A 24,538-nucleotide genomic window follows, 5' to 3' on the forward strand; every position below is an offset into this window, starting at 1 on the left:
TTTATTCACACATTGATTTTACAGGTTCAAATGTCTTGCGATGAATAGGAGTTACGCCGTTTCTTTCCAATCCTTGCAAATGACTTTTGGTCCCATAACCAGCATTTTTCGCAAAATCATAGCCAGGATATTCCTTGTCGTAGTCTGCCATCAGCTTATCCCGAGTGACCTTAGCAACAACACTGGCCGCTGCGATAGACAGAGAGTTAGCATCGCCCTTGATGATGGACTCTTGTGGAATCTCAACATCCAGTTTCATGGCATCAATCAGAAGATAATCTGGCTTGAGACTCAATTTAGACAAAGCCTCTTTCATAGCAAGCTTGGTCGCTTCGTAGATATTAACTTGATCAATAATCTCGCTGTCCATCAGGCCAATACCTACTGCCAAAGCTTTATCCATAACTTCTTTATAAATTTCTTGATGTTTTTTCTTGGGAATTTTTTTACTGTCGTTGAGCCCCTTAATCTTACATCCTGGAGGTAAGATAACTGCTGCAGCGACAACTGGTCCAGCTAGAGGACCACGACCGACCTCATCAATCCCAGCAATTGCCAGGTAGCCTGCTTGATAAAGCTCTTTTTCATACCGTAACATCTGCTCCAGACGACAATCTTCGTCTAACTCTGCTTGAATGACTCTTTTGCGCTTTTCAATCGCTTTTTGAACTCCACTGCGCAAATCATTAGCTGCTTCTGCCAGAAAAGGATCAGTCAAATCAGTCACTAACTCTAAACGTTGCTGGATTTCTTTAATCGTTGCCATCTAGTTCTCCAACAGTGTCCAAGCAATAACGGCCTAGCTTGCCATCGCGGACATCTTTGACAAAAAGACTGTAAAAACGGTCATAGTCATCGCGGAAGCCGAGTTTTTTGGTCATATCCATAATCATATCAGGCGCTTCCTGACTTAGATCCAGCTGCTTGAAGCGTGCTATCAGCTCCTCAGGATAATGCTCCTTAAAATAATTAAGGCCAAAAATCGTTACCTCATCCATAGGCAGTAGATTATCCTTAATAGCTCCAGTCAGAGCAAGCTTGAGAGCAACCGTCTCATCTTCAAACTTAGGCCAGAGAATCCCAGGTGTATCTAAGATTTCCAAGTCTTTATTTGACTTGAGCCATTGCTGACCCTTGGTCACACCTGGCTTATTCCCTACAACAGCGATTTTCTTACCAGCCAAGCGATTCATTAGGGTTGATTTGCCAGCATTTGGAATACCGATTATCATGGTACGCAGGGTTTCGATGCGAATTCCTCTTTCTTTCTGTCGCGCCAATTTATCAGCCATAAGTTTCTTAGCTGCATCTGTCACTTTTTTTACAGCAGATTGCTCTTTGGAATTAATAGATAAAGTCGGAATTTCCTGACTTTCAAAATAGCTCTGCCATTCCTTAATCCGAACAGGGTCTGCCAAATCAGCCTTGTTTAAAATCAAAAGCTTAGGTTTATCGCCCACAATCTTAGTCAGCATAGGATTTTGACTGGATAAAGGAAGCCTCGCATCAACCAGTATCGTCACAAAATCAACAAACTTAATATTTTCCTGTACCTGTCTCCGCGCCTTGGACATATGCCCCGGAAACCATTGAATCGTTGCCATAATTTATCCTTTCAATGAGTTTCATTGATAAAATTTTATATCTTTACCTATTTTAACATATTTCTAGAATTTAAGCGGGTGAATTCTAAAGTGATACTCTCTACCTCAAGAGCAAAAAAAAGACCCTATTGGGCCTTTCTGATTTTATCTCACTTGCTCAAAATGTAGATGCACAGCGATATGGTCTCCATAGCCATTGCGCTCTAAATCGCGTTGCAGGCGATAGGAAATATAATGCTCTGCAATGGTAATATAACCTGCACCCAAGAGGCGGCTTTCAACCATGGACTGAATCATGCTGATCGTCGCACGTTCAACCTTCGCTTCTTCCAAATCCATAACGACTTTCTTAGTAACCTGCGCTAAATTCTGACGCAAATCATCTGTCAACACATAGACAGTCTGCGCCGCCTTTAAAACCGCTTGATAAATTTTATCTGGGTCAAAATCTACGACTTCACCACTCCGTTTAATAACTTGCATAAAAAACTCCTTTTATATTATATATTTCTAATCTAATGTATGTCTATAACATGACTGCTGCCAGTCCAGTTATCTATAGTCTGCTCAAAAATAGACCATACTTTTACATTATATAATTTTTTCCAATATTTTTCAAAAGAAGCCCTCTTTTTCCTTTAGTCTTAAAAGACTATATAAAAGGACTGCTCTGGGCAATCCATTTTATGGTTTTCATAAACTATCAGATACTGAATTCACTTTTAAGTTTAAGTCAAGACGACTAACTTAGCAATCAAAACATTATGTATCGGATTTCTCTAATGTTATGTCTTGTCTTTTGTAACGATAATACATTTTCCAGTGAGTTTCAGACACTTCTTCTAATCTCAATGTTTTGTTAATAGGCTTAAATGACAATTTCTCTTCTTCAACTCTCTTTAAGAGCTCAACTAATAACTCTCCTCCAGCGTTCAGAGAAATTAAACTATCATCCTCACTATCATATTGAAGTAGAATTTTCTTTGTTGGTTTGTGAATGATGTTATAAAGATTGAAAGCTTTATCGATTTCAAAATTTTTCTCTTTATCAGCTACCATTGACAAACTGTGCAACTCCAACTGACCAATTTTAAAAGCTCCAAAAAGACTGAAAACAATCCCTAACGCAACAAGTGTTTCCCAGATGAAAGAGAGAAGCTTCAGATCCCAATCTGTTATAAGTATAAGAAGTAAATAAATAACTCCTAAAACAAATCCAAGCAAAATAAATGCTGAACCATAGCATCCTGCCTTATCACCGGTCCGAATAACCGGCTTATCATAAACTTTTTTACCTTCAAGTTTTTCCAGTCTATGCTTAGTTTTATACTCCTCAATTCGTTCACTATGTTTTTCTGTCACAATATTCAATTCTTTCTTAATTATTTTTATCTATGGCATTCCTAAGACTGCTGCATCAATCAATAATCCGGTCTTAGAACGCCTTTAACCGTCTCTTTAGTTGCTTGGTAGTCGCCATCAACCACGACCTTGATAATGCGTTTGGCATCTTCTTCAGGCGCAGGTACAAGTGGTAAGCGGGTTGGGCCGGCTGCAAAGCCCAAATAATTGAGGACTGCCTTGACTGGAGCTGGACTTGGGTAAGAGAAAAGCGCATTGACTTTAGGGATGAATTTCCGTTGGATAGCTGCTGCTTTTTTGATGTCATTGTGTTCAATGGCATCCAGCATTTCAAACATTTCATCACCGTTTGTGTGAGAAGCAACTGAAATAACTCCATCAGCCCCCAGATTCATAGCATGAAAGGCATCGCCGTCCTCACCGGTATAAATCAGAAACTCCTCTGGACGATGCTCAATCAGATAGGCCATATTCGCTAGACTGGTACATTCTTTAACCCCGATAATATTTGGATGCTCTGCCAGTCTCAGCATGGTCTCAGGCGTCATCTCAACCACTACCCGGCCAGGTATATTGTAGATAATGATGGGCAGGTTTGAAGCATCCGCAATGGCTTTAAAGTGCTGATACATCCCTTCCTGAGAAGGTTTGTTGTAATAAGGTACAATGGCCAAACCAGCTGCAAAACCACCAAATTCATCTACTTCTTTGACGAATTCGATAGAATCGCGCGTTTCGTTGGTACCGACACCGGCTATCAAAGGAACACGCCCCTTGACAACCTTTTGAACTGCCGCAAAAAGCTCCAACTCTTCATCGTGAGTCAGGGTTGGACTTTCAGCAGTCGTTCCAGCAAGTAAAATCCCATCCGTATGGTGAGCCAAAAGGTGCTCAATCAAGTCTGGAATAGCTTCAAAATTGATGGAACCATCTTCATGAAAAGGTGTGATAAAAGCTGTGATGATTTTACAGTTTTTCAGATCCGAATACGCCATAAACTTACCTCTCTTTATACGAAAAGAGGGTTGAAAGAACGATTATTCAACCCTGTGCTGTCAAGTTTCCTTGGTCACTTTATTTTAATTCAAAAACAACTTCTGCTGTCGGACGAACTAAACCACGATCATGCAGTGTCTCTGCGATTTGAACAGAGTTCCAAGCTGCTCCTTTAAGAAGGTTGTCTGAAACCACCCACATATGGATTCCTTTTTCTGCATCTAGATCTTTACGAATCCGGCCGACAAAGGTTTCTTTCTTACCAACCGCATTGATTGCTTGCGGATAAACCTGATGCGCTACATCATCCTCCAGAACAGCACCAGGAAAGGCTGAAATTGCTGCTTTTACCTGATCAATAGGTGCAACTTCCTTAGTCTCGATGTAGACAGACTCTGAGTGAGCAGACAAGATTGGAAGACGGACACATGTCGCAGAAACAGCAATTGAATCATCTTCCATGATTTTCTTAGTTTCCTTAGTCATCTTCATCTCTTCATAAGTGTAGTCGTTATCTGTAAAGACATCAATCTGAGGTAAGGCATTAAAAGCAATAGGATAATGTTTTTTATCACCGCCACATGGCAGGATATTGGCTTCCGTGTCCTTAGGATTTACACCATCATTGAGAACAGAACGCAATTGAGCTTGGGTTTCAAGAATGGCTCCCATACCTGCACCAGAAACTGCTTGATAGGTAGACACAATGATGCGCTCCAGCCCCCATTGCTGACGAACAGGCTCTAAAGCCACCATCATCTGAATTGTCGAGCAGTTAGGGCAAGCGATAATTCCCTTGTGCTGATCTAAGGCATGGGCGTTGACTTCTGGAACAACCAGAGGAACATCAGGATTTTGACGGAAATAAGAGGTGTTATCGACCACTACCGCTCCAGCTTTGACTGCGTAAGGAGCGAATTTTGCTGAGGTAGAACCACCAGCTGAAAAGAGAGCGATATCTACACCTTCAAAAGCTGTCTCTGTCGTCTCTTCAATAGTAATATCTTGTCCCTTGAACTGGAGAACTTTACCAGCTGAACGAGCAGACGCCAGATAGCGTATTTTATCAATTGGAAGGCTAGATTCTTCCAGCATTTTAATCATTTGAGATCCAACGGCGCCAGTGGCACCTACTACAGCAACTGTATATCCCATGCGATAACCTCTCTGAATTTTCAAAAAATTTTGTATTGTTAGTATTATACTATTTTTAGGGAAAAATGCAAATGGTTCTAAAGAATAAATGTTCTATATTTTAGATAAACTGCATTTACACACCGCTCTACGACTCAACCGCCTTCTGCGAAGTTGTTTCATCAAGAGCAATAGCACTCACGACGCCAACCATCTCAGCATCAATGTCTCTAAGCTCGGCTTCAACTAACGCTCCTACCTCTCTAAGAGACATAGAAAAATCCCCAATCCGTAGATTGGGGATAAGGGCACTTTCGTGTGATCAGCAGGTTCACACAACCGATCAAGGTCCGCTCCTGCGTTATGACCTCCCATGCTTCAATTTGCAGAAAATCTGCATATCGACTCATCGCACGAAATATAGTTTACCTTATCTTTTTCCGTTTTGTCAAGGTATTTAATCTAAAATATAAACAAAAACTTGTCTATCTTTCCATTCCTGATCTTCTTTTTGGAATTGTTTCCGTACTCCTTCAAGATAGAAATCAGCTTGCTCCAGCAAATTCTGTGAAGGGATATTTTGTAGATCAACATGTGCTTCTAAACGATGAAATCCTAGTTCACGACTGACTTTCTTAAGTTCACCTAGCATAGCTCTGACGTAGCCCTGACGCCAAAATTGATTATGTATCGTATAACCTATTTCCGCCCATTGAAAATCGTCTCTAGCCAGCACAAATAAATTAACCATTCCTACATGTTTTCCGTTTTTTGCATCATAAATTCCCCAAATATACTGTTGGTCTTTCTCTCGGAAATCTCGGTGCTTAGCCACCAAATCCGCAAAACAACTTTCTGTACAAATCGTCATATCTAAAAGCCCATCATCAAATGGGGATTGGGAAGGCAGTCTATCGGAAAATCCTTCCAGCCAAGCCGAATAATCTTTCTCTTCCAGATATTTTAAATAAATATGTTTCATAAATACTTACTTCCCTCTCGGATACTAAGCGCAGCCATTTCTGCCTGATGTCGCTCGATAAAATCTCTGACCCATTCTAGATTGGTTTTAGAATAATCTCTCAGCGCCCAACCGATGGCCTTGTTAATAAAGAATTCTGTTTGACCAAGATTATTCACTAAAATCTGTTCTAAAAGTTCAGTATCAGTTTCCTCTTTTCGCAGTAGTTGATGGTCAATAGCCAAGCGCCGCAGCCAGATATCCTCATTACAACTCCAGGATAAAATAATCTCTTTGGTTTCTGGGAATTGATAAATGATTAATCCGACTAAGCGATCCAAAAAGTCAATAGTATCCCACCAAGATTTTGTTTGGGCCAGCTTTTTCAAACGTGGCAAGTCAGATGGAGTCAATAGCTTCTTGCGAATCTCCAGATAATCTAGCGCGGCATACTGCAATTCTCGATAAGGATTATTCCAAGCATCATTTATAAAATTCCAGTCAATTACGGAGTCAGTCTGTTGTTTGAAAAAAGCTTTTGCGAGTTTCCGTCTGGCTGGAGTCTTGACTCCTAGAAACTCAAATTTATTTTTCATATAGGATTTCATAGCCACTGCATCATCAGGGTTAGCTACAGCTTTTAACTCTTTTACCAATTCCTCTACATTCATAGCTTACTCCAGCAATTCACGGTCATAAATAGTGTAGTCACAGCGGTAAATAACGAGACGCTTGCCGTCAATCAGCAACTCAGAAGTTTTAGGAGCATCTGACTTATCAAGAGAGACACGGTCGCCAGCATAAGCTGCTAGAGGAGTCCCGTTTTGAGAGCGAATCAGAATGACCTTCTTCTTGCCAGTAAAGTCGTTTTTAAAAGCTGAAATCATGCGATTTAAAACGGGAACTGAATGGCTATTCTCCTCAACATCTGCCGTCTTTTGATACTGGGCAAACACATCTTTCAAGCCTTTTTCTTCTGCTATTAAGGAAGATCCCACATGGTCAATCTCATACTTACCCAAGGTGATTTTGAGCACAGATGAGTCTTCCTTGGAATTTCCTTCCGCATCAACTGAGTCAAATTCCTCGTTGCGCGAAATGGATAGGGACTTGCCTGACATCTGGTCAATGAGCTGAGAATTTTCATCATAGGTGCGAACCGTCATCTCTAAACCAATCCATTCCTCCTTGGCATTTTTAAACCAATTTTCAACGGCCTGACAGCCGGTCAAGGTCAAAAGGCCAATACTTAGAAGAGTTATTAATAAATGTTTCTTTTTCATACTTCCTACTCCTTTTCTTTTAAAAGCTTGATTGGTTTAGCTTGCTTGTCTAAGGACTTTTGCAGCCAAACAATGTCATGCCAACGTTCGAATTTATAGCCAATTTTAGGGAAATGTGCTACCTGCTCATAACCTCGCTTAGTATGAAAAGCAATGCTAGCTTCGTTTGGCAGAGAAATACAGGCTAGAAAATGCATATATCCCATCTGATCTAACAGGTCTTCGAGCTTATCATAAAGCTTGCTGCCGACTCCTTTTCCTCGAGCATCTTGACTGACATAGACTGATAATTCTACTGCCCAATCATAAGCTGCACGCGCATAATAAGTCGAAGCGTAAGCATAACCTAAGACTACACCATCTTCTTCCGCTACCAGATAAGGATATTTTTCCAATGTTTTCCCAATCCTAGTTCCAAAATCCTCAATGGTCGGTACTTCATATTCAAAAGTGATGGCTGTATTTTCTACATAAGGCGCGTAAATATCTAACAAGGCTCTGGCATCTGATGGCTTAGCAAATCTGATATCCATAATGACTCCACATTCTCCGTATTTTCATTATTATACCAAAAAAGACTCGTAAAGAGCCTTTTAAACCAAGATTAAAATAGACCAATCACTGTGCCGTCTGCTGCAACGTCCATATTGAGTGCCGCAGGACGTTTTGGCAATCCTGGCATGGTCATGACATCTCCTGTCAAAGCCACGATAAAGCCTGCCCCAAGTTTTGGTACCAATTCACGAATGGTAATTTCGAAATTTTCTGGCGCGCCCAGAGCAGCAGGATTGTCTGAAAAGCTATACTGTGTTTTAGCCATGCAGATTGGTAGTTTGTCCCAGCCGTTTTTGACAATTTCTCGAATTTGAGTCTGCGCTTTTTTCTCAAAGTTCACTTTTGAACCACGATAGATTTCTCTGACAATTTTCTCGATTTTTTCTTCAATAGATAAATCATTGTCATAGAGGCGAGTGTAATGAGCAGGTTCTTCATTAATGGTTTTGACTACAGTCTCAGCCAGAGACACACCACCTTCGGCACCATCAGCCCAGACACTGGCTAACTCAACTGGTACATTGATTTCTGCACAGAGTTCCTTAAGAGTAGCAATTTCAGCTTCCGTATCTGAAACAAATTCATTGATGGCTACTACCACTGGAATACCGAACTTACGGATATTTTCAACATGCCGCTTGAGATTAGCAAAACCAGCTCGGATCGCCTCAACATTCTCTTCTGTAAGTGCATCCTTAGCTACTCCACCATTCATCTTGAGGGCGCGCAAGGTCGCAACAATCACTACTGCATCTGGAGAAGTTGGTAAGTTTGGTGTTTTAATATCTAAGAATTTTTCAGCACCAAGGTCCGCACCAAATCCTGCTTCTGTCACTGTATAATCGGCCAAGCGCAGCGCTGTGCTAGTCGCTAAAACAGAACTACAGCCATGGGCGATATTGGCAAAAGGTCCGCCATGAACAAAGGCTGGTGTCCCGTAAATAGTCTGAACTAGATTTGGCTTAATCGCATCTTTCAAGACCAAAGCCAAGGCTCCTTCTACCTCAAGGTCACGAACATAGACTGGTGTACGGTCATAGCGATAACCGATGACAATGTTAGCCAAGTGCTTCTTCAAATCTTCAATATCCGTAGCTAGGCAAAGAATCGCCATAATTTCAGAGGCAACCGTGATATCAAAACCATCTTCCCGCGGAATACCGTTGAGCGGACTGCCTAAGCCGACAGTCACATGGCGCAGTGCTCGGTCATTTAGGTCAACTACCCGCTTCCAGATAATACGACGCTGATCGATACCCAAAGCATTTCCCTGATGAAGATGATTATCGATAAGAGCTGATAGGGCATTATTGGCAGTCGTGATGGCATGCATATCACCAGTAAAATGCAAGTTGATATCTTCCATCGGTAAAACTTGCGCGTGACCGCCGCCGGCTGCTCCCCCTTTGATGCCCATAACCGGCCCCAAAGATGGTTCGCGGATGGCAATCATAGTTTTCTTGCCAATCTTGTTAAGCGCGTCAGCCAGTCCAATGGTAATGGTAGATTTGCCTTCTCCAGCTGGAGTTGGATTGATCGCTGTTACCAAAATCAGTTTCCCAACAGGATTTTTTTCAACCTCACGAATTTTATCAAAGCTGAGCTTAGCCTTATGCTTACCATATAATTCCAAGTCGTCATAGTTGATGCCAACTTTTTTCACTACATCAACAATAGGCTGCAATTCAACACTTTGAGCAATTTCAATATCTGTTTTCATCAAGAACTCCTCTGTCAATTAATATAAAGATTATAACAAAAAAGAGCAAAATCTACATGATTCAGCTCTAAAAAGATTTTAATGTTCGGAAAAAAGGAAAGTTAAGAAAATTATATTCTCTAAAATATAAGATTTCAGAGAGTTATTTTCCGCTGTGACACTCTGCAATTAGAATTATTTTACTAAATTTCTTTTTTCTTGTAAAATAGTTCTATGAACATATTGATTACTTCTGGCGGGACCAGCGAGAAAATCGACCGTGTCCGCTCTATTACCAATCATTCGACAGGCCGGCTTGGCAAAATCATAACTGAAACTTTCCTAGACAAGGGCGATCAGGTGACTCTGGTGACGACTCCCATGGCTGTCCGCCCTGCAGCTCATCCCAATCTTACCATTGTCCAGATTGAAAATGTTGCAGAACTGCTTGAAAGCTTGGAGCCACTCGTTCACACACATGATGTACTGATTCATGCAATGGCAGTCTCTGACTATACTCCCGTCTACATGACTGGTTTGGAAGCTGTAGCAGCTAGCTCTGATATGACTGAATTTCTGGATAAGACTAACTCAGAAAGCAAGATTTCTTCTCAGGATGATGTTCAAGTTCTTTTTCTCAAAAAGACACCGAAAATCATCAGTCTGATAAAAAAATGGAATCCGCACATTCGCTTGATTGGCTTTAAACTCTTGGTCGATGTTTCTAAGGAAGAGCTACTCAAGACCGCACGAGCCAGTCTCATAAAAAATCAGGCTGAAATCATTGTTGCCAACGATTTGACAGAGATTTCTAATCAGGAGCACAAAGCCTATCTTGTCGGAAATGATACTGTAACCCGATCTCAATCCAAAGAAGAAATTGCTCAGCTCCTCTACCTGCATATCCATAGTCCATAAGGAGGTAAATGATGACACAGATTACCTTAGCCGTCAGTGGCAGCATATCAGCTTACAAGGCTGCTGACATCACCAGTCGTCTAAAGAAAGAGAACTTTGAAGTTGCTGTCCTCATGACAGAGGCAGCGACAGAATTTATCACACCGCTGACTCTACAAGTCTTGTCACAAAGGTCAGTTGCAATTGATATTATGCAAGAACCTGACCCTAGCAAGGTCAATCACATTGACATCGCTAAAGAGTCTGACCTCTTTCTGCTTGCGCCTGCAACAGCCAATACCATCGCTAAATTAGCTAACGGCTTAGCTGATAATATGGTGACAGCTACTGCCCTGGCTCTGCCACCTCATACGAAGAAAGTTTTAGCTCCAGCTATGAACACTAAGATGTTTGAAAATCCACTAACCCAGCACAATTTGGAGCGTCTGCAGCGTTTTGGATGGAAGATTATCCAACCACGCGAAGCTGTTCTAGCCTGTGGCGATCAGGGGACAGGTGCTCTAGCTGAGATTGATACAATTATTGATACAGTAAAGGAACTTATTTATGAAAAAACAGTCTAAAATTGCTCAAATTGCTATTTTCTTTGCCATTATGTTGGTACTGCACCTACTCAGCTCAGTCATTTTCAACTTACTTCCAGTACCGATTAAACCTACGATTATTCACATTCCAGTGATTATCGCCAGTATCCTCTATGGCCCTAAAGTCGGAGCTGTTTTAGGTGGCCTTATGGGATGTATCAGCGTTGTTACCAATACCTTGGTGCTGCTGCCCACCAGCTATCTCTTTAGCCCTTTTGTGCCAAATGGAAGCCTTTCTTCGCTTCTTGTTGCCATGGTGCCTCGGATTCTCATCGGTATCACTCCTTATTTCGTATATAAAGCTATGAAAAATAAGGCTGGCTTGATTGTGGCAGGTTCCGTTGGTTCTGCCACTAATACCATCTTCGTCTTGGGCGGTATCTTCTTTCTCTTTGCAAATGTTTATCAAGGAGATATCAAAGCACTTCTGGCTGTGATTCTATCAGCAAATTCCATTGCCGAGTTAATCATTTCTGCAATTTTGACAGCAACTATCATCCCTGCACTTGAAAAAGCTAAAAAATGATGATGATTTAGCTTTCCAGACCAAGCCTTGCTTTGGTCTTTTTTATACTGCAATTCAGCTCTAATATTCTGAAACCCTTGAAACGATAGCTTGAAAAGTATTTCATCGTTTTCTGGGTAACCTCTTTCAAAATTAATCAAAATATGCTACAATGAAAGCGATTAAGAAAATTTAAGAGCAGGATTTTTTACTAAAATTTCCATCTCTTCATTTCAAAAATAAAGGAGACTCAACCTATGACTTATCAAGATAACTTCAAAAAATGGCTTGATTATGCTGAACTTCCTGACTATCTTCGCGAAGACTTGAATAGTATGGACGAAAAAACTAAGGAAGATGCCTTTTACACCAATCTTGAGTTTGGTACTGCTGGTATGCGTGGTTTAATTGGCGCTGGTACCAACCGTATTAATATTTATGTTGTCCGTCAGGCAACCGAAGGTTTGGCTCGCTTGATTGAAGAAAAAGGTGATGAGTTCAAAAAACGCGGTGTTGCGATTGCTTACGACTCCCGTCATTTCTCACCAGAATTTGCCTTTGAATCTGCTGCTGTTTTAGCTAAGCACGGCATCAAGTCCTATGTCTTTGAAAGTCTGCGCCCAACTCCGGAACTTTCATTTGCGGTACGTCATTTAGGAACTTTTGCTGGTATCATGATTACGGCCAGCCACAACCCTGCTCCATTTAACGGCTACAAGGTATATGGTGAAGACGGCGGACAAATGCCTCCGCATGATGCAGATGCATTGACTGACTACATCCGTGCTATTGAAAATCCTTTTGCTATTGAGGTCGCTGACGTTGAAGCTGAAAAAGCTTCTGGTTTGATTGAAGTGATTGGCGATGCTATTGATGCTGAATACCTCAAGGAAGTTAAAGATGTCAATATCAACCAAAAACTGATTAATGAATACGGTAAGGACATGAAAATTGTCTACACTCCTCTGCACGGTACTGGTGAAATGTTGGCTCGTCGCGCTTTGGCTCAAGCAGGATTTGATTCTGTAGAAGTTGTTGAAGCTCAAGCTGTAGCTGATCCAGACTTCTCTACTGTTAAGTCTCCAAACCCTGAAAGCCAAGCAGCCTTTGCCTTGGCTGAGGAATTAGGTCGTAAGGTTGGTGCAGATGTCTTGGTTGCAACTGACCCAGATGCTGACCGTGTCGGTGTAGAAGTTCTGCAAAAAGACGGCAGCTATCTCAACCTTTCAGGTAACCAAATCGGAGCCATTATGGCTAAGTACATCTTGGAAGCTCATAAGAGTGCTGGAACTCTGCCAGCTAACGCAGCTCTCTGCAAGTCTATCGTTTCTACTGACTTGGTGACTAAGATTGCTGAAAGCTACGGCGCAACCATGTTCAATGTCTTGACTGGTTTCAAATTCATCGCTGAAAAGATTCAAGAATTCGAAGAAAAGCACAACCACACCTACATGATGGGATTTGAAGAAAGCTTCGGCTATCTGATCAAGCCATTTGTACGTGATAAAGACGCTATCCAAGCTGTTTTGGTCGTGGCTGAGCTTGCTGCCTACTACCGCTCACGTGGCTTGACTCTGGCTGACGGTATTGAAGAAATCTACAAAGAGTACGGTTACTTTGCTGAAAAGACTATCTCTGTAACCCTGTCCGGTGTTGATGGAGCTGAGCAAATCAAGTCTATCATGGCTAAGTTCCGTGACAATGGTCCAAAAGATTTCAACGCTACTGCTATTTCTGTTACTGAAGACTTTAAGGCTCAGACTTCTACCGCCGCAGACGGTACTGTTACAGCTCTGACAACTCCTCCAAGCGATGTGCTGAAATACACTTTGGATGATGGTTCATGGATTGCTGTTCGCCCATCTGGAACAGAACCAAAAATCAAGTTCTACATTGCCGTTGTCGGTGATAGCAATGAAGACGCTCAAGCAAAAATTGCTGCTATTGAAGCAGAGATTAATGCCTTTATCAAGTAAAATAACACTATCAACCAATCAACCAGAGAATGAACTTCACATTCTCTGGCTTTTCGTTTCCAAATCAAGCATTTTTCTGCTTTTTATGGCATACTAGTTTTATCAAAAGAAATGAGGATTATTTATGGAACAATTTGCTCAAAATATTAAAGACTTAGAAGTCACAACTGTTGACCGTGCTCGTCAAGCTATTGCCGACAAAGAGACTGCAAATTTCTTCGTAGGTCGTAAAACTTGCCCTTACTGCCGTAAGTTCGCTGCTACTCTTGCTGGCGTTGTCACTGATACTAAGGCGCATATTTTCTTTATCAATAGCGAAGAAGCCAGCGAATTAGAGAAACTGCAAGCCTTCCGCTCTGAATACAGCATTCCGACGGTTCCTGGTTTTGTTCATGTTCAAGACGGCCAAGTATCTGTTCGTTGTGATTCTTCTATGACTGCAGATGAGATTAAAGCTTTTGCAAACTTATAAAATTGATTCAATTCAAAAATCTGAGACAAAAAGAGTCTCAGATTTTTTTTACTAATTTTTAACTTCCTGAAAAGCTTCCCACATCTTCTGCTGGGGTTTGGCAAAGGGGTAATTGGCAAAGTCTTCTGGATGAAGCCACAAGACTTCTCCATCAGCTGCGTGCTGGCTATCTTTAACTCGGCCATAAGCCAGCTGGATATGCCACTTACGATGGCTGAAGATATGTTGCACTTTTGAAAAGGACTGCTGCTGCCAATCAACAATCAAATCATAATCCTGCTCAAAGCTTTCTTGAGGAGACAGATCCAGACTGGGCTGATTTTCTGCCACCTCAAAGAGTGACATCTGATTTTCAGTTTGAAATTCCTCGATTTCAATCAAGGGAAAATGCCAAAAACCTGATAACAAGCCAGCAGCCTCATTCTTTTCAAGTAAGAACTGTCCCTGTTCGTTTTCGATAATCAAGCCCTGAAGATAGACCGGAACTGGCTTCTTTTTAGGTGCTTTGATTGGATATTTATCCATAGTTCCGTGTAAATAGGCTGCGCTGAACTCTTTTACAGGACTGTCTTCTGGACGAGGATTAACAGGAGCTTCGATATCTGACCCCAGATCCATCAGCGCTTGATTAAAATCTCCGGGTCTGTCTGGATCAATCAGAATCTCCATCATGGCTTGAAAGACCTTACGATTGCTGGGTTGGCCAATATCTAAATCAACTTCAAACAAGCGACTAAGCACCCGCATGACATTGCCATCTACTGCCGGCTCAGCTAAGCCAAAGGCAATACTAGCAATGGCACCAGCCGTATAAGGTCCAATCCCTTTGAGACTAACAATTCTTTCATAGCTATCAGGAAATTTTCCAGCGAAATCCGTCATTATCTGCTGGGCTGCTTTTTGCATATTTCTCACACGCGAATAATATCCCAACCCTTCCCAAGCCTTGAGCAGTCTATCCTCTGGCGCCTGCGCTAAATCAGCTACAGTCGGGAACCAGTTAAGAAAACGCTCGTAGTAAGGAATCACAGTGTCCACCCGAGTCTGCTGCAGCATAATCTCAGAAACCCAGATATGATAAGGATTATTTGTTCTGCGCCAAGGTAGATCACGTTTATTTTCATCATACCAAGTCAATAATTTCTCTCTAAAAGAGGCGATTTTATCTGCCTCCCACATCTCAATTCCGTATTTTTTCAAATCTAACATAAATCTAGTATAGCATAAGGCAAGAAAAATAGGAGAGCTTACGCCCTCCAATCACTTCCTATCGTTTAATAATGGCCGACAGCCTGACTGGCTGTAATCAAAGTCAGCTTATAAACATCATCCGCATTACATCCTCGGGAAAGGTCATTAACTGGATGGTTAAGCCCCTGCAGGATAGGTCCTACTGCTGAAAATCCGCCCAAACGCTCTGCCATTTTGTAGCTGATATTTCCAGCTTCGATACTTGGGAAGACAAAGACAGTCGCTTGACCAGCCACAGGGCTGCCAGGTGCTTTCAGCTCCGCTGTTGCAGGGACAAAAGCTGCATCAAACTGTAATTCACCATCGATAGCCAAGTCCGGACGCATTTCCTGAGCCAGTTTAGTCGCCTCCACTACCTTATCAACCTTTTCACCGAAACCAGAGCCTTTGGTTGAATAGCTGAGCATGGCAACTTTAGGATCAATACCAAAAATCTGCGCTGTTAGGGCTGAGTTAACAGCAATCTCCGCCAAAACATTGGCATCTGGATCAATATTGATGGCACAGTCACTGAAAATGTAGCGTTCGTCATCACGCACCATGAGGAAAGCTCCTGAAGTACGAGAGACCCAAGGCAGGGTCTTGATGATTTGAAGAGCCGGCCGGACAGTCGCTGCCGTAGAGTGGATTGCTCCTGAAACCATCCCTTGAACCTTACCAAGGTAAACCAACATAACCCCAAAGTAGTTGACATCTTCTTTGAGCAACTGACGTGCTTCATCTGCAGTGATTTTTCCTTTACGGCGCTCAACGAATGCTTCTACCAATTCCTCAAAGCAGGAACAGTTTGAAGGATCAATAACCTGATATCCTTCTTTTACTCCCTCAATTTCTAGATAAATACGGATTTTATCAGGATTTCCCAAAAGAACTGGTGTAATATCGGTTTCTTTCACCAAACGTTTAGTTGCTTGCAAAATCCGTGGCTCTTCACCCTCCGGCAAGACAATCTTTACTTCCTTATCCTTCAAGGCTTCACGAATTGAATCAAAAATTTTCATGTTTCTTAAAACTCCTTTATCTCTTATTCTTTTAATTTCTCAATAACTTGTTTAAAATCTTCTGGCAAAGGACTGGCACGCTCAACTTCCTGTCCGCTAAAAGGGTTATAAAATTTCAAAGAATGACAATGTAAAGCCTGACGCTCTATTCCGTGTTCCAAACTCCCACCATAAAGGTCGTCACCCAAAAGCGGAAAGCCAATATGTGAAAAGTGAACGCGGATTTGATGAGTCCGCCCAGTATGCAGATGAATATCCACTAGATAGACATCTCCAAATCGCTCTATGACCTTGTAACTGGTATGAGCGTACTTGCCATCCTCTGTCACGCGCCTCGTAATGATACTCTCAGGATTGCGTCCAATCGGAGCAATAATCTCACCTTGCTCTTCTAAGTCACCAGTCCCCCGAACTAGAGCGTAATAGCGCTTTTCTATCAGCTTCTTCTGCAACTGTTTGTCCAATCTGGCATGAGCATAGCCATGCTTGGCAAAGAGCATGAGCCCACTTGTATCCTTATCCAGACGCGTCACGATATGCACCTGCTGGTTTTCATAGGCATGACGAATATAGTAAGCCTTAACAAAGTTTGCCATAGTATTGGAATGATTAACACTGGGAATACTAGCTACCCCTGCCGGCTTATCCAAAACCAAGAAATGCTCATCTTCATAGATGACAGACAAATCCTTATCAACAGCCATCAGACTCTCAAATCCCTTTTCAGACGGGATGTCAATCGTCACCTTATCGCCAATATCCAAGAGATAAATAGCGTTCTGAGGCTGATGGTTGACAAGAATGTTTCCGCCGGAAAATTTTATCTTAGCCAAGAGGCCTTTGGAAATTTCATGCCGCTTCAAAAAGGTCTTCACCTTGACATGTTCGTCGGCAATAAACTCAAACCTCATTCCTTGCACTCTCCAATAAAGGAGTCTCTGACACGATTCCAAAAGCTGGTATGACTCGGCGAAGCCACAAAATGTATCTTATGATTGTCAATCTGATACTCAATACGGACAATGTTTTTGAAAGAGAAAGTCTGATTATCAACCGCGATAGTGTGATAGTCACTGCGGGTCGGCACCAGCTCAATCTTATCCTTTTTGGGAACAATGACCGATGATCCTAAAGTTCGATAAACCCGATTGTTGAGGCTGGCAATTTCTGTCACTTGCAAGGCTTCAATCGTCGGATGCAATACCGCTCCGCCCAGAGATTTATTATAGGCTGTACTGCCCGTAGGAGTAGAAACGGAAATCCCATCTCCACGGAAACGCTCGAAATGAACCCGATTGATAATGACATCGGCTACCATAGTTCGATCCGAGCGCTTGATTGTTGCTTCGTTCAAAGCGCGAATAATGCGTGTATCACCATTTTCAAAAGTGATTTTGACATTTAAAATTGGATAAGAAACCTGAGCACCAGAGTCTAATTTGAGATTTTCTACCAACTTATCTAGTTCAAAATCACGGTAGTCCGTATAGAAGCCGAGATGGCCTGTATGCACACCAACAAAGCGAACCCGATCCAGCTGTTCTTCGTACATATGAAAAGCCGATAGCAACATGCCGTCACCACCCACCGAAATCACGATGTCGGGATTCTTAGGAGTTAAAATAAAGCCGTTCTGTTTCAGCTTCTGCTTCAAATCCTGATAAACTTGTTCGCTCTGTCTTTTCCGATTGCGGATAATCGCTATTTTTTTATCTGTATTCTTCATCTGTATCATCACTATTTCCCACACCGTCATTTAACTTGCGGTGAAGAGGGTCAAAGAGGGCCTGCGCCTCCTGGATAGCGTCACGGATAGCACCCATCTCCTCATCCAGCTGATAAGCAAGATTAGCTGTGGTTTCCAAGCGACATTTGATTTCCTCGGGAAATTCTCCTTTATACTTGTAATTCAAAGAATGCTCAATCGTAGCCCAAAAATTCATCGAAAGGGTGCGAATCTGAATTTCAGCCAGAATAAGCCTATGACCATTAATCGTATCAACTGGATACTCTATAATCACATGGTAGCTCCGATAGCCACTGGCTTTTTTGTTTTTGATGTAATCTCGCTCCTGGACGATACGCATATCGGTCCGGTTTCGCAGGACTTCTAAAACCTCATCCACATCATCGACAAACTGGACCATGACCCGTAAGCCAGCGATATCCTGCATCTCCTGCTCGATATTTTCCTCGCGAATGCCTCGCAGAATCATCTTTTCTTTAATGCTCTCAATCGGCTTGACACGCCCGGTCACAAACTCAATCGGGGAATGACGCTGCTGCTTGCGGTATTGCTTTCGCACCCCACGCAGCTTAATTTTCAGCTCTCCAACCGCTTGAATATAGGGGTCTAGAAACTCTTCCCATTCTATTGTCATACACTTACCTTGTCATATCATTTATTTTTTGTATAAAATAAACACAACTGTTATTATAACATAAATCGCTTTCAAAAAAAAGAAAAGGATATGAAAATGACTCACTTAGAAATTGAATTCAAAACTATGCTGACCAAAGAAGAGCACGACCGTTTGCTCCAGTTGTTTGCTGACATCACTCCCGTTAGCCAGACCAACTACTACATCGAATCAGACCAGCAAAGTATTCGTCACGCTCACATGGCTTTTCGAGTACGAACTTTTAAGCATCGCGAAGCTGAGCTGACGCTCAAGATTCCTCAAGAAGTCGGAGCCTTGGAACTCAATCAGAACCTGACACCAGAAGAAACTGAAAATATTTTACAGAACAATATCTTTCCTGCTGGTGAGATTTTAGAGACGCTGCTTCAGAAAGAAATACCCATCCAAGACTTGAAGATTCTTGGCTCTCTAGAGACTATCCGCTATGAAAAAGAAGACGAAATTGGCCTCCTTGCTCTGGATGAGAGTCACTACTTGGGCAAAACAGACTTCGAACTCGAAGTCGAAGTTGAAGATTTCGAAAAAGGAAAGGAAAATTTCCTTGACTTCCTAAAGCAGCACAAAATCGACTACAAACCTGGCAAGAGCAAAATAGCAAGATTTTCTGAAAACTTGTAAATCCAAGACCACAAAATAGCTGAAATAATCTATTTTTTTTGGTAAAATAAAAGGTAGCAATTTAAAGCCTATTGAAAAATAAAATTCATAGAGCATTAAATATAAAAAGAGACAAAAAGAGGACGGTCCAACTCATGTCAGATAAAAAAAATATGAAGCTCTTTTCCCTCAACTCCAATCATTCCATAGCTGAAAAAATCGCTGAGGCTGCTGGGGTTCCTTTGGGAAAACTTTCCTCCCGTCAATTCTCGGACGGCGAGATTCAGATTAATATCGAAGAAAGTGTCCGCGGCTATGATATTTACATCATTCAGTCCACTAGCTTCCCTGTCAATAATCACTTGATGGAGCTCTTGATTATGGTGGATGCCTGCAAGCGTGCCAGTGCTAATACTATTAATGTTGTGATGCCTTATTTTGGTTATGCCCGTCAGGATCGGACTGCTGCTCCTCGCGAGCCAATCACAGCTAAATTGGTTGCCAACATGCTCGTCGGAGCTGGAGTAGATCGTGTGATTTCTCTGGATCTTCATGCCGTGCAGGTCCAAGGTTTCTTTGATATCCCAGTTGATAACCTCTTCACTATCCCACTCTTTGCCAAACACTACTGCAATAAGGGACTAACTGGCGAAGATGTCGTTGTCGTCAGTCCTAAAAACTCTGGTGTAAAACGCGCCCGCAATTTGGCTGAATATCTGGATGCCCCTATCGCTATCATTGATTATGGCGAAGATGAGGCGGGGCGCTCTGAGGGATATATTATCGGAGATGTCGAGGGCAAGAAAGCTATTCTGATTGACGATATTTTAAATACTGGTAGGACGTTCTCTGAAGCAGCTAAAATTGTCTGTCGCGAAGGTGCAGTCGAAATCTATGCTGTATCCAGTCATGGTCTCTTTGCGGATAAAGCTGCGGAATTGCTGGATGATTCTCCTATCAGGGAAATTCTTGTGACAGACTCTGTTGATACCAAAGAAAAAAAACCTAAGAATCTCCACTACATTACAGCTAGTGAACTGATTGGTGATGCTATTGTCCGCATCCAAGAAAGAAGACCAGTCAGCCCGCTCTTTGCCTATCAAAAGAAATAAGGTAACCAGAGTGATTTATTTAGATAATGCTGCTACAACTGCTTTGTCCCCCGCTGCAATCCAAGCAATGACCAAGACTATGACTGTCTTTGGAAATCCTTCCAGTACGCACAGCCATGGTCGAGAAACTAGTAAACTGCTCAGACAGGCGCGTGAAGATATTGCTCAAGCCCTGCATACTCAAAGCAATAAGATTCTTTTTACTTCAGGCGGCACTGAAAGCAATAATACTGCTATCAAAGGCTATGCCCTTCGTCACCAGAACAGAGGGAAACATATTGTCACCACTGCTATTGAACACCATGCTGTCTTAGAAGTAGTGGAATACCTAGTAGACAAATTCGGCTTCGAAGCTACTTTTGTTCAGCCGGTGGATGGTCAGATTCGAGCGGAGGAAATTAAAAAGGAACTTAGACCTGACACTATTCTTGTATCTGTCATGGCAGTTAATAACGAAACTGGTGCTATCCTTCCCATTAAGGAAATTGGTGAATTACTGCAAGAACATTCTGCTGCTTTTCACGTTGATGCTGTCCAAGCAATTGGTAAACTTCCCATCTACCCTGACGAGCTTGGAATTGACTTTCTATCTGCTTCAGCTCATAAGTTTCATGGTCCCAAAGGCGTTGGCTTCCTTTATGCCGAGAAGATGGATTTTGACAATTTCATGCACGGTGGTGACCAGGAAGAAAAACACCGGGCCGGAACTGAAAATCTAATCTCTATCACAGCCATGGCGGCGGCTCTGTCAGAGAGCATGGAACATCTAGAGGAAAATCTAGAGCATGCGCAATACTTAAAAAACAGCTTACTTGCTGACTTATCGGACATTGACTATTACTTAAATGAAAGTCAGCCAAGCTTGCCCTACGTCATCAATTTGGGATTTCCCAATCAAAAAAATGACCTGCTTCTGCTTCAAATGGATTTAAATGGATTTTCCATTTCAACAGGATCAGCTTGCACAGCAGGAGCTATACAACCCAGTCATGTCTTGCAGGCTATGTATGGCAGGGATTCCAATCGCTTGTATGAGTCCGTTCGGATCAGTACTTCGGACCAAACGACTTTGCAAGAGATTCAATCATTTACAAAGAAATTAAAAGAAATTTTAGGAGGATAAGATGGCCTTTCAAACATCTGTTAGCTTAGCAAACTGTGAATATACCTATTCACTTCACCCAAATGTCAAGAAATTTACCTTGCGCGACAATACTTTCGCTGAAAGCAAGGTTGGCAACTATGAACTTTCTCGTCTGCTGGAATCTGTACCCAACAGCGGAAATGGTTTTCTGCTGAAAATCATCGTCAATAAAGATTTGAATGGTTTCAAAATCAATATCACTGATAAATCAGGCCTGCGCTTGGTCAATATTTTCAAATCAGAAGACCATCACATTATCCAGCAAAAATTCTATTTCTTGATGGATAGCCTGGTTGAAAGAAATATTTTTGAAAAGACACCACAATAAGCAAGATTCTCGCAATTTTGCTTTTTTGGTTTTGACTCTTCAAATCGAACCCAAAGAAAGGATTAACAATGGTTGAACTGACCTATTTGGACTCATATAAGGTGAAACGAATACTTACCTATGAAGACTTCGACGAATTTCTTCTCGCCTTCTCTGGCTGCGTCACGGTTCCTGACTCGCTCAAGGTGCTTTCTGTTACTTATAAGGGACACCAGCTGCCTTTTACAGGGCTAATTGGGGACTTGTACCGCCAGATGTACCAGTTAGACCTAAGTCCCTATCAGGACTAAGTTTTTCAACGCTACTATTCCCAGCGATTACTGATTTTCTTTTTTATAAATCAAACATCCTTAATTAGTTGATTTTTTCACAAACTTCCTATAAAATAGAATTAGAAAGGTTGTGATTTTGTGAAAACTGAAAAAAATACTACAATTCCTCGAGCAACTGCTAAGAGACTATCGCTCTACTATCGTATTTTTAAACGGTTTAATGCTGAGAAGATTGAGAAGGCCAACTCCAAGCAAATTGCTGAAGCTATTGGCATTGATTCTGCTACCGTCAGACGAGATTTTTCTTATTTCGGTGAACTTGGCCGCAGAGGATTTGGCTATGATGTCAAGAAATTGATGAACTTTTTTGCTGACCTCTTGAATGACAATGCTATCACCAATGTCATGATTGTTGGTGTCGGTAACATGGGGCGGGCTCTGCTGCACTATCGTTTTCATGAGCGCAATAAAATGAAGGTTGTAATGGCTTTCGACACAGATGACCATCCAGAAGTTGGCAGCACAACCAGCGATGGGATTCCTATCTATGGAATTTCCCAAATCAAAGAAAAAATACAGTCAGGAAATGTGCGTACTGCCATCCTAACTGTACCTAGCGTAAAAGCTCAAGAAGTTGCATCTATCTTAGTTCAAGCAGGTGTTAAAGGTATTCTCTGCTTCTCGCCAGTAAATCTATCCCTACCTAAGGACGTGGTCGTTCAGTATGTTGACCTGACTAGCGAACTGCAGACTCTGCTCTACTTCATGAGAAAAAATGAACATTAATTTGAAAGAGGTATTGAACACTCAATGAGTAAACCAATTATTGGAATAACCGGAAATGAAAGAGAAATCCCAGACGATCACTTCATCCATATGAGCTATACGGCGACTGGATTCATTGAGGGAGTCAAAGAAGTTGGCGGAATTCCAATGATTTTGCCAATTGGTGATGAAGAAATGGCAAAACAGTATGTTTCCATTATTGACAAATTAATCATCACTGGCGGTCAGAATGTATGCCCTCAGTTCTATGGAGAAGAAAAAGTCATTGACAGCGATGATTATCTACTCAAACGGGATATTTTTGAACTTGCTTTAATCAAGGAAGCTCGCCGTCAAAATAAACCAATCTTCACCGTCTGCCGCGGAACCCAACTTTATAATGTCGCCCTAGGCGGTACTCTTCATCAAGACATTGAAGATCATTGGCAAGATAGCTCTGCTGAGTATACAACTCAAAGCATGGTGACCAAAAATGGTTCTATTCTGCACGAAATTTACGGATCTTCTTCAGAAATCAACTCCTTCCACCACCAGAGTATCAAGGATTTAGCGGCTGGCCTAGAAGTCATCGCCTATGATCCTCGCGATAAGATTATTGAAGCAATCACTTCTACTGACGGTAACCCTTTCCTTGGCGTCCAATGGCACCCTGAGTTCTTGTTTGGCTCCAGAGAAGGAGACTTAGCCCTGTTTGATTATGTTGTCAATATTCTTTAAAAGCCTCTATTCCTAGATAAACTTCTGTTCTACAAGAATAGAAGTTTTTTATATTTAAGTAAATCAAATTATATCATATCTGTCTCTTCTCGGTAGCTATAGTAGTTAGACCTAGACACAATCAGATGATCCAAAAGAACTAAACCCATCATCTCACACGCTTCTTTCATATGCTGAGTCACTTCATCATCGTTTCTGCTAGGAACGACTGAGCCTGATGGATGATTGTGTACCAGTATAATAGATGTCGCCAGGTGCTTGAGAGCGTAGTGGAGAATTTCTCTCGGCTCAGCAATGCTTCTGCTGACCGTCCCCATGAAAATAGTCTGCTGGTGCAGAATTTGATTTTGACTATTAAGATAAATAGCAACCAAGCACTCCTGCCTCATATCTCCTAACTCTTGCTGCATCTTCTGGGCTAATTTTTGACTGCCCATAATCTGCTCTTTCTGCAGAACTTCTGCTCGGTTGATCCGACGCCCTAATTCGATAATAGCCTGCAGCTCCACAGCCTTAATCGGACCAATTCCAGAAATAGTCTGCAATTCCTGCAAAGTTAAATACTTGAGATCGTTCAGACTAGAAATAGATGATAAAATTCTTTGTGAAACTTGAAAAACAGTTTCTTTTTTGTTACCTGTTCTGAGAAAGATTGATAGGAGCTCCTGGTTACTGAGTTTTTCAGCTCCTTCTCTCATTAAACGCTCCCGTGGCATTATGCTAATATCATCTTGAAATGAAATGCTATACATAGAAACCTCCTTACCTTATAATTCGGAAAAAGAGTTGAAATCAGCAAGAATAGATACAAAAAATCTTTCATTCAGAACAAATTTTAGATAAAAAAACACTCCAAAA

Annotated in this window: 30 protein-coding genes; 12 read left to right on the forward strand and 18 right to left on the reverse strand. The window is 41.7% G+C overall.

The features are described from left to right. Nucleotide 1: 1 nt before the first annotated feature. The 12 genes from HMPREF9389_RS02865 to HMPREF9389_RS02815 all read right to left on the reverse strand — a co-directional run bounded on the left by HMPREF9389_RS02865 (nt 2) and on the right by HMPREF9389_RS02815 (nt 9,615). Nucleotides 2-766 carry a ribonuclease HII gene (locus tag HMPREF9389_RS02865; protein ID WP_002930479.1) on the reverse strand — a complete coding sequence of 255 codons (765 nt, stop codon included), beginning with the start codon at nt 764-766 and terminating at the stop codon, nt 2-4. After that, nucleotides 753-1,604 (reverse strand): ribosome biogenesis GTPase YlqF, encoded by an 852-nt coding sequence (ylqF, locus tag HMPREF9389_RS02860; RefSeq protein WP_002930481.1) that lies wholly within the window; start codon nt 1,602-1,604, stop codon nt 753-755. Before ylqF ends, HMPREF9389_RS02865 begins: the two co-directional genes overlap by 14 nt. Before the next feature lie 144 nt (nt 1,605-1,748). Then, the gene (locus tag HMPREF9389_RS02855; protein ID WP_002930483.1) at nt 1,749-2,087 is read right to left on the reverse strand and encodes an ATP cone domain-containing protein; all 339 of its coding nucleotides are present in this window, start codon (nt 2,085-2,087) and stop codon (nt 1,749-1,751) included. 279 nt (nt 2,088-2,366) lie between these two features. Then, on the reverse strand, nt 2,367-2,966 hold the full coding sequence (locus tag HMPREF9389_RS02850; RefSeq protein ID WP_002930489.1) for a hypothetical protein: 600 nt from the start codon (nt 2,964-2,966) through the stop codon (nt 2,367-2,369). Nucleotides 2,967-3,025: 59 nt separating this feature from the next. After that, nucleotides 3,026-3,961 carry a 4-hydroxy-tetrahydrodipicolinate synthase gene (gene dapA / locus HMPREF9389_RS02845; protein ID WP_002930491.1) on the reverse strand — a complete coding sequence of 312 codons (936 nt, stop codon included), beginning with the start codon at nt 3,959-3,961 and terminating at the stop codon, nt 3,026-3,028. Between the two features lie 79 nt (nt 3,962-4,040). Further along, nucleotides 4,041-5,117 (reverse strand): aspartate-semialdehyde dehydrogenase, encoded by a 1,077-nt coding sequence (locus tag HMPREF9389_RS02840; RefSeq protein ID WP_002930496.1) that lies wholly within the window; start codon nt 5,115-5,117, stop codon nt 4,041-4,043. Nucleotides 5,118-5,244: 127 nt separating this feature from the next. After that, complete coding sequence (locus HMPREF9389_RS12315; protein ID WP_002930498.1) at nt 5,245-5,370, reverse strand: hypothetical protein; 126 nt, start codon at nt 5,368-5,370, stop codon at nt 5,245-5,247. Nucleotides 5,371-5,553: 183 nt separating this feature from the next. Then, entirely contained in the window at nt 5,554-6,078 is a 525-nt protein-coding gene (locus HMPREF9389_RS02835) for a GNAT family N-acetyltransferase (protein WP_002930500.1), read from the reverse strand. Further along, the gene (locus HMPREF9389_RS02830; RefSeq protein WP_002930502.1) at nt 6,075-6,728 is read right to left on the reverse strand and encodes a DNA alkylation repair protein; all 654 of its coding nucleotides are present in this window, start codon (nt 6,726-6,728) and stop codon (nt 6,075-6,077) included. The genes HMPREF9389_RS02835 and HMPREF9389_RS02830 overlap by 4 nt, the downstream gene beginning before the upstream one ends. Before the next feature lie 3 nt (nt 6,729-6,731). Beyond that, nucleotides 6,732-7,340 (reverse strand): DUF5052 family protein, encoded by a 609-nt coding sequence (locus HMPREF9389_RS02825; protein WP_002930503.1) that lies wholly within the window; start codon nt 7,338-7,340, stop codon nt 6,732-6,734. Between the two features lie 5 nt (nt 7,341-7,345). Continuing rightward, nucleotides 7,346-7,873: a GNAT family N-acetyltransferase gene (locus HMPREF9389_RS02820; RefSeq protein ID WP_002930505.1), complete on the reverse strand. Its 528-nt coding sequence runs from the start codon at nt 7,871-7,873 to the stop codon at nt 7,346-7,348. A gap of 71 nt (nt 7,874-7,944) precedes the next feature. Beyond that, entirely contained in the window at nt 7,945-9,615 is a 1,671-nt protein-coding gene (locus HMPREF9389_RS02815) for a formate--tetrahydrofolate ligase (protein WP_002930507.1), read from the reverse strand. A 213-nt stretch (nt 9,616-9,828) separates the two neighbouring features. Here HMPREF9389_RS02815 and HMPREF9389_RS02810 point away from each other — a divergent pair, with 213 nt between their 5' ends. The 5 genes from HMPREF9389_RS02810 to HMPREF9389_RS02790 all read left to right on the forward strand — a co-directional run bounded on the left by HMPREF9389_RS02810 (nt 9,829) and on the right by HMPREF9389_RS02790 (nt 14,049). Further along, the gene (locus HMPREF9389_RS02810) at nt 9,829-10,512 is read left to right on the forward strand and encodes a phosphopantothenate--cysteine ligase (protein WP_002930510.1); all 684 of its coding nucleotides are present in this window, start codon (nt 9,829-9,831) and stop codon (nt 10,510-10,512) included. An 11-nt stretch (nt 10,513-10,523) separates the two neighbouring features. Beyond that, a complete protein-coding gene (gene coaC / locus HMPREF9389_RS02805) occupies nt 10,524-11,075 on the forward strand; it encodes a phosphopantothenoylcysteine decarboxylase (RefSeq protein ID WP_032906563.1) in 552 nt (183 codons plus the stop codon). Continuing rightward, nucleotides 11,059-11,622, forward strand: a complete 564-nt coding sequence (locus HMPREF9389_RS02800; protein WP_002930513.1) for an ECF transporter S component — start codon at nt 11,059-11,061, stop codon at nt 11,620-11,622. Before coaC ends, HMPREF9389_RS02800 begins: the two co-directional genes overlap by 17 nt. A 236-nt stretch (nt 11,623-11,858) precedes the next feature. Further along, nucleotides 11,859-13,577, forward strand: coding sequence for a phospho-sugar mutase (locus HMPREF9389_RS02795; protein WP_002930515.1), 1,719 nt, complete (start codon nt 11,859-11,861; stop codon nt 13,575-13,577). Between the two features lie 124 nt (nt 13,578-13,701). Then, on the forward strand, nt 13,702-14,049 hold the full coding sequence (locus HMPREF9389_RS02790; RefSeq protein ID WP_002930517.1) for a thiol reductase thioredoxin: 348 nt from the start codon (nt 13,702-13,704) through the stop codon (nt 14,047-14,049). 51 nt (nt 14,050-14,100) lie between these two features. Here the strand turns inward: HMPREF9389_RS02790 and mutY are convergent, their stop codons facing one another. From mutY to HMPREF9389_RS02765, 5 genes are all read right to left on the reverse strand, one after another. Next, on the reverse strand, nt 14,101-15,258 hold the full coding sequence (mutY, locus tag HMPREF9389_RS02785; protein WP_002930519.1) for an A/G-specific adenine glycosylase: 1,158 nt from the start codon (nt 15,256-15,258) through the stop codon (nt 14,101-14,103). Nucleotides 15,259-15,323: 65 nt separating this feature from the next. Continuing rightward, a complete protein-coding gene (gene pta, locus HMPREF9389_RS02780) occupies nt 15,324-16,301 on the reverse strand; it encodes a phosphate acetyltransferase (RefSeq protein WP_002900314.1) in 978 nt (325 codons plus the stop codon). Nucleotides 16,302-16,324: 23 nt separating this feature from the next. Beyond that, the gene (locus HMPREF9389_RS02775) at nt 16,325-17,212 is read right to left on the reverse strand and encodes an RluA family pseudouridine synthase (RefSeq protein WP_002930521.1); all 888 of its coding nucleotides are present in this window, start codon (nt 17,210-17,212) and stop codon (nt 16,325-16,327) included. Next, nucleotides 17,209-18,036 (reverse strand): NAD kinase, encoded by an 828-nt coding sequence (locus tag HMPREF9389_RS02770; RefSeq protein WP_002930523.1) that lies wholly within the window; start codon nt 18,034-18,036, stop codon nt 17,209-17,211. Before HMPREF9389_RS02770 ends, HMPREF9389_RS02775 begins: the two co-directional genes overlap by 4 nt. Beyond that, entirely contained in the window at nt 18,011-18,682 is a 672-nt protein-coding gene (locus HMPREF9389_RS02765; RefSeq protein WP_002930530.1) for a GTP pyrophosphokinase, read from the reverse strand. Before HMPREF9389_RS02765 ends, HMPREF9389_RS02770 begins: the two co-directional genes overlap by 26 nt. Nucleotides 18,683-18,778: 96 nt before the next feature. Here HMPREF9389_RS02765 and HMPREF9389_RS02760 point away from each other — a divergent pair, with 96 nt between their 5' ends. The 7 genes from HMPREF9389_RS02760 (at nt 18,779) to HMPREF9389_RS02730 (ending at nt 23,680) form a co-directional block, all read left to right on the forward strand. Beyond that, nucleotides 18,779-19,342 carry a CYTH domain-containing protein gene (locus HMPREF9389_RS02760; RefSeq protein WP_328261981.1) on the forward strand — a complete coding sequence of 188 codons (564 nt, stop codon included), beginning with the start codon at nt 18,779-18,781 and terminating at the stop codon, nt 19,340-19,342. Nucleotides 19,343-19,476: 134 nt separating this feature from the next. Further along, complete coding sequence (locus HMPREF9389_RS02755) at nt 19,477-20,433, forward strand: ribose-phosphate diphosphokinase (protein WP_032906565.1); 957 nt, start codon at nt 19,477-19,479, stop codon at nt 20,431-20,433. A gap of 10 nt (nt 20,434-20,443) precedes the next feature. Beyond that, the gene (locus HMPREF9389_RS02750) at nt 20,444-21,556 is read left to right on the forward strand and encodes a cysteine desulfurase family protein (protein ID WP_032906568.1); all 1,113 of its coding nucleotides are present in this window, start codon (nt 20,444-20,446) and stop codon (nt 21,554-21,556) included. Between the two features lies 1 nt (nt 21,557). Beyond that, nucleotides 21,558-21,905: a DUF1831 domain-containing protein gene (locus tag HMPREF9389_RS02745; RefSeq protein ID WP_002902952.1), complete on the forward strand. Its 348-nt coding sequence runs from the start codon at nt 21,558-21,560 to the stop codon at nt 21,903-21,905. 68 nt (nt 21,906-21,973) lie between these two features. Next, the gene (locus HMPREF9389_RS02740; RefSeq protein WP_002930537.1) at nt 21,974-22,195 is read left to right on the forward strand and encodes a DUF4649 family protein; all 222 of its coding nucleotides are present in this window, start codon (nt 21,974-21,976) and stop codon (nt 22,193-22,195) included. Between the two features lie 120 nt (nt 22,196-22,315). Next, nucleotides 22,316-22,963 carry a redox-sensing transcriptional repressor Rex gene (locus HMPREF9389_RS02735; RefSeq protein ID WP_002930539.1) on the forward strand — a complete coding sequence of 216 codons (648 nt, stop codon included), beginning with the start codon at nt 22,316-22,318 and terminating at the stop codon, nt 22,961-22,963. Nucleotides 22,964-22,987: 24 nt separating this feature from the next. Then, complete coding sequence (locus HMPREF9389_RS02730; RefSeq protein WP_002930541.1) at nt 22,988-23,680, forward strand: gamma-glutamyl-gamma-aminobutyrate hydrolase family protein; 693 nt, start codon at nt 22,988-22,990, stop codon at nt 23,678-23,680. Nucleotides 23,681-23,748: 68 nt separating this feature from the next. On the opposite strand, the gene radC is transcribed toward HMPREF9389_RS02730, so the two are convergent. Then, a complete protein-coding gene (radC, locus tag HMPREF9389_RS02725; RefSeq protein ID WP_002930545.1) occupies nt 23,749-24,432 on the reverse strand; it encodes a RadC family protein in 684 nt (227 codons plus the stop codon). Nucleotides 24,433-24,538: the final 106 nt, after the last annotated feature.

It is taken from the genome of Streptococcus sanguinis SK355, from assembly GCF_000212855.1.
GTDB lineage: Bacteria > Bacillota > Bacilli > Lactobacillales > Streptococcaceae > Streptococcus > Streptococcus sanguinis_A.